This window comes from Hoeflea sp. (genome assembly GCF_984452065.1).
On the sequence record NZ_CFHWAF010000003.1, the window covers coordinates 83,252 to 95,449 of the forward strand.

Sequence of the window (12,198 nt, forward strand, 5' to 3'; positions counted from 1 at the left end):
ATATGAGTGGGCTGCATTATGCATTGTTCCGATAATCAAATCAATGTCCGATTATCGGAACATTTTAACGAATTGGGAGGAATCGTGATGTTCAAAAGACCGATCGTTAGCATCCTGGCAGGTGTGCTTCTGGCACCGTCCATCATGGGTGCGACCGCATTGGCCGACGATCTGTCACCGACCACATCGGAGACGGTGTATTTCCGCGGATGGCAGTACAGGACCGATGTCGTTCAGGAGAACATTCAGCGCTACAACGAAACGCAGGAAGGCAATGTCGACTATGCAACTGTGACCGGCGACTATCCAACGTTGATGGAGACAATGCTGATCGCGGGTGACAGCCTGGATATCATCTATGCCAATCCCTCATCGGCGGTCCGCTACTACGAGGGCGGCTGGCTTCTGCCCGCGGCGGAACTTTCCAATGCCGCCGAGATCGAGGCGGACATGTTTCCCAACATCCGCGAAGCCTGGACCCACAAAGGCAACCTTTTGGGGCTTTCCTACTTCGTCACCACGCGCGGGGTCATCCACGTCAATACGGAAAAATATGCCGCTGCCGGCAAGTCAGAAGCCGATTATCCGAAGAACTGGGACGAACTGATCGATCAGGTCTTCGAGCTGTCGGAAGCCGGTGTCGAAACCCCGTTTCTTCCGCACTGGTTCAACGAGTTCCACGGCATAAGCTGGGGCTTTCAGTTCGAGGTGATGAACCGCGGCGGACAGGTCGCAGACCCGCAGACGCACGCGCCGGCCCTGTCGGCGACCGAAGGGCCCGGTTTCGAGACATTGAGCGACTGGAAACGGCTTTGGAACGCGAAGATCGTTCCTGAAGAAGTCCTGACCATGAACGAATCCGCTTACCTTAAGGCTTTCTCGTCCGGCCGTTATATTTTCAGCCCCCAGCAGGCCTACGACCTGGCAACCTTCAACGACCCGGAGCACTCACAGATAGCGGGGAAAGTGAGTTTTCTGCCTTATGATGGACAAAGCTGGGGCATGATCGACTCGGCCATGTATGTCATGACCAAGCGTGACCGCAGCGACGGCCTGACGGAAGATGTCAAGCGCATGCTGAGCTGGTACGGCTACGAGGATCATGAGGGCGAAGTGGCGGTCGGCAGCCGCTGGCTGCGAGAATCGATGCTCTTTTCGGCCTACAAGTCGGTCATGAACAGCCCGGAGGCGGAAGAAAAGATCAAAAGCGCATTGATGAATCCCGACAACCATCAGAAGCTTCTGGATGTCTATGCGGCGTCCCCCTACCCGAAAGGCGTATGGAACGTGGCATGGTCGGAAGAGTTCAACTCATGGCTGCGCGATCATCTTCAGAATTTCCTGCTCAAGGATCGGCCCGTTACCGACACGATCGAGGAGATCAACGAGAAGATTGTTTCGCTGAACCGCAAGTACGGGATCTGATTGATCCATCGTGCCGGGGTGCCTGCCCGGCTGTGTGCAGGCACCCCGGCCAATCCTGTAGATGGCGAGCGTGCGAGGCGACACGGTGAATAAGTGGTCGGCAGAATTGACGAACCTGCAGTTTGCGTTGCTGTTGGCGATTCCGGTATTGATGTTTCTTGTTCTGGTCGTTGCTTATCCGCTTGGTTACGCGGTGTGGATGAGCCTGCACAACATAAGGTTCTTCGGCGGCTACCAGGCGACATTCACCGGGCTGGAAAACTTCATCGCCGTGTTGCGCTCGCCGCGGTTCTGGGAGGCGACGTGGATCACGGTCCACTTCACCGTCAAGAGCGTCGTTCTGACAATGGCCATCGGCCTCGGTCTTGCCTTGGCGCTTGCGCGCCCGTTTCCGCTTCGCGACGTCGTTCGGGCGATCGTGATTCTTCCGTGGTCGGTGTCACTCTACGGCACCGGGATCATCTTCCTCAACGCTTCTCAGGGACAGACGGGCATCGCAAGCGCGCTGTCCTACGCCTTCGGGTTCGAACAGCCGGTCAACTTCATCAACGAGGCGTGGGTCATCGACGTTCTGGCCGTCGCCAATGCATGGAATCTGGCGCCGCTGGTGGCCGTGTTCCTCATTGCAAACATGTCCACCATTCCGAGCCGCCTTTATGATCTGGCGTCGATTGATCGCCTCAGCGCGCTGGAGCGTTTCCTTTACGTAACACTGCCGCCCATTCGCTTCACCCTGTTCGTTTTCACAACCATAGCGACAGTCATGTCCATGAAGCTGCTGGATCTGATCTTCGTGTTAAGCAGGGGCGGGCCTGGAACCTCCTCGACGACACTGACATTCCTCATCTACAAGGAAAGCTTCCAGAACCTGGATCTCGGCTACGGCGCCGCGATGTCCTTCTATCTCTTGGCCGGCATCCTGGGGAGCACGTTCCTGCTCTACTTCCTGTGGGGCCGGCGGGAGGTCGCGTGACAATGAAGCGACGTTCCATCTACGCCAACATCGCCATTGCCGTCATCGTGATCTGGACGCTGGCGCCGCTCTACTGGTTCTTGAAGCAGGCCTTCATGACTCCGGGCCAGATTGCGGCCTTTCCTCCGGCGCTTCTTCCGCTGGATCCGCAGATCGGCGCTTTCTTCAATATTTTCGGCGCCGACTACACGACGCTGGGTGGATTGGAACTCGCGGCGTCCGGGCAGGCAGGCCAGATCATTCGCGGTCTGTTCAACAGCCTGTTCGTAGCGGTCGTGGTCATGATCCTGACGATTCTCCTGGCGACGCCATTGGCGTATACATTTGCGCGGCTGGATTTTCCTCACAAGAACAAGCTTCTCTTTGCCATCCTGCTGTCCGTCGCATTGCCTCCGGTCTCCACGCTCATACCATTTTACACGATGTTCGTTCGCCTCGGCCTGTCGGGAACACGCACGGGGCTGATCCTGGTCACGCTGACGATTACAATTCCCTTTGTCTCCTGGATGCTGATCGGCTATTTCCGCAACCTTCCGCCGATCGAGCGCCTGGCCCGGATCGACGGGTTTTCCCGTCTGAGCACCTTTCTGTTGATCGTGATTCCCATGTCGAAAGGCGGAATTGCGGTTGGAGCGATCATCGCATTTCTGTTCTCATGGAATGAGTATGTCTACGCGCAGATACTGGTGAACGGGACCAGCGCAACGACGCTTCCGGCCGCGGTATCGGGTTTCCTGTTTCAGCATCCGCAACCGCAACACCTCGCCGCCGCACTGTTCGTCACGCTGGTTCCGCCGGCCGTGGTCGCCTTCTTCCTGCAGCGGCACGTTGCCGAAATGAACCTGGTTGACCCCGTCAGATAAGAGCTCCACACCATGGCCAAGATCGATATTGACAAACTGCACAAGTCGTACGGTGCGCACACGGCGGTGAAAGATCTCGACCTGGCGTTGCCCGACAAGGAACTCATTGTCCTGCTCGGCCCCTCGGGCTGCGGCAAGACAACCACCTTGAACTGTATCGCCGGGCTCGAAACGCCGACGTCGGGGCGTATCCTCTTCGATGACGAGGACGTAACATCGCAACCGCCGCACCGGCGCAATGTCGCCATGGTGTTCCAGTCATCCATGCTCTACCCGCACCTGACGGCTCGGCAGAACATCTCGGTGAGCCTGCGGCATAGCGGTCTGGGCCGCGAAGAGATCGCCGCGAGGGTCGGCTGGGCCTCCAGGATCGTCAATGCCGACAGTCTGCTGGACAAACAGCCCGGACATCTGAGCGGCGGCGAGCGCCAGCGCGTTGCCATGGCAAAGGCCATCGTACGGCAACCGGCTGTTTTCCTGCTCGACGAGCCTTTCGCCGCCCTCGATGCCGCGCTTCGATCGGTCCTGCGCGCGGAGCTGGTGAACCTGCAGCGACAACTCGCGACGACCATGGTCGTGGTGACTCACGACCAAATCGAAGCCATGACCATCGGCGACAAGATTGCAGTGATGAGAAAGGGCAATGTCGAACAGCTTGGCACGCCCGACGATGTCTACAGGAACCCGAAAACGCTGTTTGTCGCCGGTTTTGTCGGCTCGCCTCCGATGAACCTTGTACCCGGCGCATTGCAGGCGGAAGGCGAAACGCTCCACTTCCAGGCCGAATCCCTTCGGATTCCCGTTCCCGGGCGCTTCATGAATGCCGGTGCCGCCGATGGTGTCACCTACGGGATTCGTCCGGAACATCTGACGGTATCTTTTGAGAACGCGCCCGCCGCCTTTCCTGCCACTGTTTTCGCCCTTGAGCAGCTCGGCCGGGAATCGGTCCTCATCGCGCTCGACAGTCGCGGGGACAAGCTGACAACCGTCGTCGACAGCGATCTCGCGGTGCGGATCGGTCAGCAGATATGGCTTCAGCCGGATTTGGAGAGATGCGCCCTCTTCGACACACACAGCGAACAGACCCTTGAACCGGCGCCGTGAAGAGTTCGATGGCTTTCGTCCTGTGAGGCGGTTGGTCGGCAACTGCACGCCCGCTGTGTTTCAAAGAGCGCCCGGACCGATCGGCCGAGGCAGGAGCAATCGAGGAGAAAAAGATGGTTCACATACACGGACTTGAGGTGACTGATTCCCCCGGCTCGGATTACCCGATCCACAAATACTGCATTGCGGGGGAGTGGACGACCGGTTCCGCCGACCGGTTTGTGACGGTAAAAAGTCCGGCAACCGGGGAATGTCTGGGTTATGTGCCGCTCGCGACCCGCGCCGATGCGGCGCGAGCCGTCGAGGCGGCGCATCTCAACGCCGGGAAGATCGCGCAAATGTCGATATGGGACCGGGCCAGGATGTGTCGCCGGATCGCCGATGCCATGGAATCCCGTCAGGAGGACCTGGCACGCATCCTCACCCTTGAACAGGGAAAACCGCTGGCCAGCGAGGCCCGCGGTGAAGTGGCCGCCGCCATTGCCTCCTTTCGCGACGCGGGCGAGCAGGTCAAATGGCTTGAAACGGATTGCTTTCCGGTGGAGGCGCCCGGCAAACGGGTCTTCAACTATCTCCAGCCCAAGGGCGTCTTCGCCCTGGTGACACCGTGGAATTTTCCGTTTGCCCTGCCGGCCACCTATTATCTCGGGCCTGGCCTGGCATCCGGCAATGCGCTGGCCTGGGTCCCGGCGCCGACAACGTCGATTTGCGCGATCAAGCTGATGGAGTGTCTGGAAGAAGCGGATGTTCCGGCCGGCGTCGTGAACCTGGTGACCGGCGAGGGCCCCGTCGTTGGCGATGAGATCGTGACCCATCCGATGTCAAACGCCATCGCCTTTACCGGCAGCGCGGAAACGGGGCGCATCGTCGCGGAACGCGGCGCCGGCAAACCATTGCTTCTGGAATTGGGCGGCAATGGGCCGACGATTGTCATGGCGGACGCGGACATCGAGATGGCGGCTGGCCGCATCGCCACCGGGTGCTACACCAATGCCGGTCAGATTTGCACGGCCACGGAACGTATCCTCGTGCAGAAGGACATCGAAGACCGGTTTGTCGACTGCCTGTTGAAAGAGACGCGGAAAGTGATCCTGGGCAACCCGTTGCACGAGACGACGACGATGGGTCCGCTGAACAATCGGTCCTGTGCCGACAAAGTCGAGGATCACGTCAATGACGCCATTGAAAGAGGCGCGAAGGTGATCTGCGGCGGCACGAGGCGCGACGATATGCCGTCTGAGCTGTATTTCGAACCGACGATCCTGACGGGGATCGATCCTGACACGAAGATAAACAGGCTCGAGACGTTTGGGCCTGTTGCACCGGTTTTGACTTTCAAGGGCTTCGACGACATCTGGGATCTCGTCGAAGCCAGCAAATTCGGGCTGTCCGCCGCGGTCTTTACCAGCGGCATCAAGGATGCGTTTCGGATCACCGATCGGTTGAAGCACGGCATCGTCAACGTAAACGACATGAGCTGCTACTGGGAAATGGCAATACCTGCGGGTGGTGCAGCGGGGACGAATAGTGGTATTGGACGCACGGGGGGTAAGCATTCAATTGTAGAAATGTCGGACCTCAAGACGGTTACAATCGACATGACATCCTGAAATGGTAGCGGAAAACCAGGGCCAACGGTCGGGAACCGGAGAAGCGGGCTAGAAAATCACGGTGAACGAAGAAACCACGTGGATGAGCGATACCAATCCGGCGGCATCCGCCACTGAAAAACGCAAGCCGGAGGGCTCGGCAACGCTTGCCAAGGCAATTGGCGTTCTAGGGGTCCTTTCCGGGAGCAGAACGGCTCTCCGGTTCGCTGAGATTCAAAGAGCGTCGGAACTGCCGAAGGCTGTGCTGCACCGACTGCTCAACACATTGGTTGAGGCAGGCCTCGTCCGCTTCAACACGGACGACAAACGGTACCGGCTGGGAATGCGGCTGTTTGAAATGGCGCATCATGTCTGGGAGAGTTTCGATATCCGCGGCGCCGCCGCATCCGAGCTGATCGCACTTCGTGACAAGACCAACGAGGCCATCGGCATCGCAATGCTGGATCGTACCGACATCGTCTACATCGACGAAGTCAACGGCTCGCAGCCTATCCGGCCGCGCATGCGCCTTGGCCGCCGTGATCCGGTCTATTGCACCGCGGTCGGCAAGGCGATCCTGTCGGTGCTTGATTTCAACGAGCAGATACGGATCCTGGATCAATTGGCGCTGGAGCCGTTGACCGGCAGCACGATCGCCGATCGAAGCGCCCTGCTTAAGGAGCTCTATCTGATCGGCACGCGCGGTTATGCGACGGAACAGGACGAACACGTCGACGGCATCAGCGGCGTGGCGGCGGCCATTCTTGATCACCGCGGGCTTCCGGTCGGCGCCATCGGCATGATTGGGCCATCGTCGCGCCTAAGCACTGAGCGACTGCATGACCACGGCCCGGCAATCATCGAGGCCAGTTGGCGGGTGTCGATGAATGCCGGCGGCAGCATAAAACGGGTGAGCACGGTCCAGAAACCGGCGGTATCGGTCGCGCCCGGTGTCGAATGCGTGGTTCGCGAACAGGCGCTGATCGGCGAGTTTCCGAACTGGTGCGCTGAGAGCGAACGCCTTTACTGGGCCGATCCGGCAGCGCCCGCCCTGCATGTTTCAGTTCCGGCAACCGGCGAGGACACCGTCATCGAAATGGACGAGGTTGTCAGCACGGTCGGGCTGGTGGGGGATGGGGACGTCCTGTTGGGGCTGCCTTCCGGCCTGGTGAGATTTGACGTCGCGCGAAGGGCCGTCGTCAAGCATATCGGCGATCCGGAACCCGAATATCCTTCCAACCGGTTCAGCGGAGGGCGATGCGATCCCATGGGCCGGTTCTGGACCGGCACGACCAATTTGCATGGTATCAAGGTGCGCGGATCCCTCTATCGCGTTGATGCAAGGCACGGGATCGAGCGCATGGACACCGGTTTCGTTCAGCCCAACGGCATCGGCTGGAGCCCGGACGGCAAAACCATGTACATGATCGATGCCATGCGTCAGACGATCTACGCCTACGCTTTCAACACGCGTACAGGCGCATTGTCAAAACAGCGGGTGTTTGCGACCTATCCCAGCAACAAGCCCGACATGCCGGCCGGGCTTGCCGTAGACGCCGAGGGGGGGATCTGGTGCGCGGTTTGGGACGCGTGGGCTCTTCATCGTTATCTTCCGGACGGGACTTTCGACAAGGCCGTCGTGCTGCCCGTTCCGCGTCCGACGTCCTGTGTGTTCGGCGGCAAAGACATGAAAACGCTCTATATCACCACGTCGCGCATACGCGTCGCCAATGAGATACTGGCGAGCGCACCGTTGTCCGGCAGCGTTCTTTCCATTCGATGCGATATCCCGGGCCAGCCATTGGAGCGTTTCAATGTTGATACAGAGTGATGCCGATCTCCTGTCACCGATTGTCCAAGGAGGTGGTTCTATTTGTTAATCGGGTCTACACGAGGCCGTTCAAAACTCTGGATTCATGCTGCTTTCAGTAACGGTGGAGTAGGATCAAGCAGATTCACATGGCCAGGGGTAGCTTGGCCGGCAGGCCTGTCGTATCTAGGGCATCGGGCGATGGTTTGAGCTGAAAACTTCAATGCTAGATTCCGGGATCAGTTGCTCAACGACGAAGTCCTCTACGTCTTCACCCTACTCCTCTTCTATTCCTATTGTTTTGATTTGATTTTTTCACACGCGGTAGATTTTCTTTTCCGCCGCCCAAGCCATGTGTTGGATTTGGTTCCTTACACCGCTCCCTTCGTGATAGTGGTTGCTCACCGCCTCCGCAGAGGGCTTGTGTCCAGCAAGCGCGGCTTCCCTCCACAATTTCATTGCCTCGCCTTCGTTCCCTTTCTTATGATAGTAGTTACCCAACTCGAACCTTGCATCGATGTCGTTATCATGCTTCACCTTTTGCTTCAACAAACAGGCGTTCATTGACTCCAACGTTTCTTTGATTCCGTTGTCTTGAGCCTTGATGCGCTGTGTTTTCAAGTCAAAGTCGCTGTGGGATATCAGGCGGGCTCCTTTCAAACTCGTCAGCATTCGATGGAATAAGGTCTTACTATCAGAATGCCGATCGACAAGGTCATTGTGGTTTTCAGCGAACGCACCCAGATTTTTCCCTATCTTTGCACCATCAGGATTTTTTTCATAAGGAAAAAACCCTGAAACAGCGCTCTCAAGTCTCTTCTCCGAAATGTAAGTATCCTTGTCTAACTCCCCAACCTTTCCACCTATTTGGGACAACTTTTGCTCGGCGTTGTGCAACCGCTTGAGGCCCTGGTAGACCTTCTTGAAATTGTTATCCCTTAAACCATTCAGAATATCATCGTTGGCCCTGTGGCGAGATTTCTCAAGCGCTGCTTCTTTTTTCTTAAGCGCCGCTTCATTACGACTTTCCTTCCAGTCTTTGAACCGGCCAGCAATCCCTTCGAAAAACTCTGGAATTTTTAAGGCAGATTTGTTGTCAACAATACTTGCCCGGCGCTCAGAATTCGGAGCAGAAGCTGCATACTTTGCGCTCAGTTGACGTGCTTGTTCTGCAAATGTTTCAGCATTATTACGCAACCTGTCTGTAGACTGCAGCAGCCCGCTTGGAGCCTGACTCTGAGAAATTGGCACGATATAATTCCCGTTGTTGTTTAAGCCTGTGATATTTTGAATGTTAATTCTATCCAGGAACATTCTCGACAGATGTATTAAATGAGACAGTCCGTGTCACGATCCGTCACCGTAACCAGGTCGAGATGCGCGCCAATTGCCGGGGCTCCATCAACAAAATCGTATGAATCAACGACTTCATCGCCAATCCGGCAGAACAGGAGACGGCTGGACGCGAGAAAGTGCTTTGGATTCTGATGCATGAAGCCATCACTCCTGTCATTTTTGGCGTTCCGTTTCCGGCAAGGTGAACGCACTGAGGGACAGTCACTCATTTGGAAACAGCAGCAATTCGAAAGATTTTCCCGCACCATGTCCAGCGCACCAAAGGCTTTCAATGCCGCCAATGCCCGCGAAGACGAGCGGAGTCGTCAAGACGGTGGCTGTACCAGGTGGAACGAGCTTTCGGGTTATATTGCGTATTCCAGAAATATGCCTTCGAGCAACTTTTGAGCGCGAGACATCCGAATACCGGTTGAAAAAACACATTCGAATATGGCGTCATAGGAGGTGTCTTTTGGCCGGATCGGCTTCATCAGCTCCTTTTCAAGCCAGGGTTCCGCGCACTGGTCCGGCAGGTGTCCCAGAAATTTTCCGGACAGGATCGCTGCAGCAATTCCCTCCATATTCCCGCTGCTGATCGGAACCTGTTTCGGCTTCAGGTTTCCCGGTCGGAGCGCCCCGCCATAGTACGAGCGCGAGACGTAATCATGGGTTTCGATAGCCTCCATGTCCGGCTCGTCCTTGAGCTCAAAGAGGGGATGACCCTTGCCGCAGTAAAGTGTTTGCACCTCCCGGAACATCGGCAGGTACCGCAGACCCGGTGCGCGATTGGGGAAGGTATGCAGCCCCATGTTGATTTTCTGTTCAAGAACCCGCCGTTCGATTTCAAGAGGATCCATGACGCTGAGTTGGAGCGTTACCGTTGGCATCGTCTCACGCAAACGCGTCAGAATTTCCTCAAACGGAAAATCCCGATTGCCGAGAAGGGCGTCAGCGGTGGCGATGTGCAAGATGCCTGTCACTTCACCACGCATGTTGTTCACCTGGCCGACAAACTTGTTGCAATCGGTCAGAAGATCCTTGGCCATGCGGTAGATTTCATGACCTTCTTCGGTGAGCGCGAACCCCGCCCGGCCTCTTCTGCAAAGACGAAACCCCAACCGGTTCTCAAGATCGATCATCTGAGTGCTGATGGTCGACTGGCCGACATTGAGCGCAATCTGGGCTCTCGAGAACCCTCCCGCTTCGGCAACCGTGACGAAGACTTTCAGGAGATGCAGGTCGGGGGTCGAAAGCGCACTGAGCATGGCAATACTCTGATAGATATAAATGTATAAATAGTTTATTCAGAATTTTATAGAAGTAAATCAGCGTTAAGCTCCCGGGGATCACAAGGGAGATCGATCAAACGTGCAGACCTATTCCAGTCCAGGCAAACCCAGCATGACCGCCCCCAGATACACGGGGCTGGCGACATTCATGCGGGCCCCCATTGCAGACAGTTTGTCCAATATCGATATTGGCCTGGTGGGAATTCCCTATGACGGAGCCCTTACCAACAGGCCGGGTGCCCGTCACGGCCCACGGGAAGTCCGGAACCAGTCCAGCCTGATGCGTTCGATCAATCATGCCACGCGCATCAACCCGTATGCGCTGTGCAGCATCGCCGATGTCGGCGACGTTCCGTTTCACTCCGCATTCGATATTGAAAAGTCGCACGCCGATATCGCGCAGTTCATCTCGACGCTGGCGCGGGAAGGCATCATGCCCCTGAGCTGCGGCGGAGATCATTCGGTTACCCTTCCGGTGCTTCGGGCAATCGCCGGCGAACCGGTCGCGCTCATTCATATCGATGCGCATACCGATACCTGGGACAGTTTCCAGGGGTCGAAATTCAACCATGGCGCTCCCTTCCGCAGAGCCCATGAAGAAGGATTGATCGACGCGAAAAAGACCGTACAGATCGGCATTCGCGGCGCGCAGAACATCGCCGACGGATGGTCCTATTCCGAACAATCCGGAATGCGGGTCATGTTTATCGAGGAGGTCCAGTCCTGCGGCATTGCCGCCATTGTGGAAGAAGCGCGTGCGATTGTGGGCGACAGCCCGGTCTATATGAGTTTCGACATCGACAGCATCGACCCGGCATTCGCTCCCGGCACCGGTACGCCTGAAATCGCCGGGCTGACGACGGCAGAAGCGCTGGCCCTCATTCGCGGTTTTCGTAATCTGAACTATGTCGGCGCGGATGTGGTCGAGGTATCGCCCCCTTTCGATGTCGGGGGATTGACGGCTCTGGCCGGTGCCACCGTCATGTACGAAATTCTTTGCGTGCTCGCGGAAGCAAAGGCCAAACGTCATGGACGTTGAGGCCAAGACAGCCGATACACGAGGTGGGTTGTCCGGCGCCTATGTGCGGACGACAAACGAGCGGGCGCTTGAAATTCTTCGCGAGTTCTACGGCATCTCGGGCAGGTTGACCCGTTTCGACACCGAAAAGGACGACACGTTCCGTGTCGACGCCGGCCAGGGCCGTTTCGTTATGAAAGTCGCCAACCCGGATGAAACGCCTGAGGAAATCGACTTTCAGAACGGTATCCTGAAGCACGTTGCCGAAAGAGATCCGCTGCTGCCCGTCCCCCGTCTCAAGGAGACCATAGACGGTGCCGATACGGCTGTATTCACCGATATTGACGGCTCGACACGCCATGTCCGTCTATTGACCTATCTGGATGGCATGCCGCTTGACCGGACACAATCGAGCCCCGGGGAACGTGTTCAGATAGGCCGCATCCTGGCGCGGTTGCGGCACGCCATGGCGGATTTCAGCCACCCGGGCGAAGCAAGATGCTATCCATGGGATGTCCAGCATCTCCTCCTTCAGGCACCGCTGCTTGATGAAGTCAAAGAACCTGTCAAACGCACGGCCCTGGCACGTGGACTGGAGCGTTTCCGGGAAATCGAGCCATCTCTTCGCACCTGCCGGCAACAGGTGCTGCACAATGATTTCAGCAAATCAAATATCGTCGTCGATCACGACGACCAGAACTTTGTGAAAGGGATCATCGATTTCGGCGATGCGGTCAGGACCGCCGTTGCGATCGATGTGGCAACAGCTCTTCTCAACCAATTGCCGGAAAC

10 protein-coding genes are annotated in these 12,198 nt (G+C 57.1%); 8 read left to right on the plus strand and 2 right to left on the minus strand.

All coding sequences use genetic code 11. The features are described 5' to 3' along the window. Positions 1 to 87 precede the first annotated feature (87 nt). The 6 genes from AC5E6N_RS01505 (at position 88) to AC5E6N_RS01530 (ending at position 7,785) form a co-directional block, all read left to right on the plus strand. Positions 88 to 1,425: an ABC transporter substrate-binding protein gene (locus AC5E6N_RS01505; protein ID WP_491746137.1), complete on the plus strand. Its 1,338-nt coding sequence runs from the start codon at positions 88 to 90 to the stop codon at positions 1,423 to 1,425. Positions 1,426 to 1,576: 151 nt separating this feature from the next. After that, positions 1,577 to 2,398 carry a carbohydrate ABC transporter permease gene (locus AC5E6N_RS01510; protein WP_491746149.1) on the plus strand — a complete coding sequence of 274 codons (822 nt, stop codon included), beginning with the start codon at positions 1,577 to 1,579 and terminating at the stop codon, positions 2,396 to 2,398. Positions 2,399 to 2,400: 2 nt separating this feature from the next. Beyond that, positions 2,401 to 3,261 (plus strand): carbohydrate ABC transporter permease, encoded by an 861-nt coding sequence (locus AC5E6N_RS01515; RefSeq protein ID WP_491746138.1) that lies wholly within the window; start codon positions 2,401 to 2,403, stop codon positions 3,259 to 3,261. A gap of 12 nt (positions 3,262 to 3,273) precedes the next feature. Then, on the plus strand, positions 3,274 to 4,365 hold the full coding sequence (locus AC5E6N_RS01520) for an ABC transporter ATP-binding protein (RefSeq protein WP_491746139.1): 1,092 nt from the start codon (positions 3,274 to 3,276) through the stop codon (positions 4,363 to 4,365). Between the two features lie 113 nt (positions 4,366 to 4,478). Then, positions 4,479 to 5,975: an aldehyde dehydrogenase family protein gene (locus tag AC5E6N_RS01525; protein WP_491746140.1), complete on the plus strand. Its 1,497-nt coding sequence runs from the start codon at positions 4,479 to 4,481 to the stop codon at positions 5,973 to 5,975. A 61-nt stretch (positions 5,976 to 6,036) separates the two neighbouring features. Beyond that, positions 6,037 to 7,785 carry an SMP-30/gluconolactonase/LRE family protein gene (locus AC5E6N_RS01530; protein ID WP_491746141.1) on the plus strand — a complete coding sequence of 583 codons (1,749 nt, stop codon included), beginning with the start codon at positions 6,037 to 6,039 and terminating at the stop codon, positions 7,783 to 7,785. Positions 7,786 to 8,079: 294 nt separating this feature from the next. Here AC5E6N_RS01530 and AC5E6N_RS01535 read toward each other — a convergent pair whose 3' ends face one another. Together AC5E6N_RS01535 and AC5E6N_RS01540 are read right to left on the minus strand one after the other, a co-directional pair. After that, on the minus strand, positions 8,080 to 9,015 hold the full coding sequence (locus tag AC5E6N_RS01535; protein ID WP_491746142.1) for a hypothetical protein: 936 nt from the start codon (positions 9,013 to 9,015) through the stop codon (positions 8,080 to 8,082). Positions 9,016 to 9,464: 449 nt separating this feature from the next. After that, complete coding sequence (locus tag AC5E6N_RS01540) at positions 9,465 to 10,364, minus strand: LysR family transcriptional regulator (RefSeq protein ID WP_491746143.1); 900 nt, start codon at positions 10,362 to 10,364, stop codon at positions 9,465 to 9,467. A 136-nt stretch (positions 10,365 to 10,500) separates the two neighbouring features. Here AC5E6N_RS01540 and speB point away from each other — a divergent pair, with 136 nt between their 5' ends. Further along, a complete protein-coding gene (speB, locus tag AC5E6N_RS01545) occupies positions 10,501 to 11,427 on the plus strand; it encodes an agmatinase (RefSeq protein ID WP_491746144.1) in 927 nt (308 codons plus the stop codon). After that, on the plus strand, positions 11,417 to 12,198 hold a 782-nt coding region (locus tag AC5E6N_RS01550; protein WP_491746145.1), incomplete at its 3' end, for a phosphotransferase. The genes speB and AC5E6N_RS01550, both read left to right, overlap by 11 nt.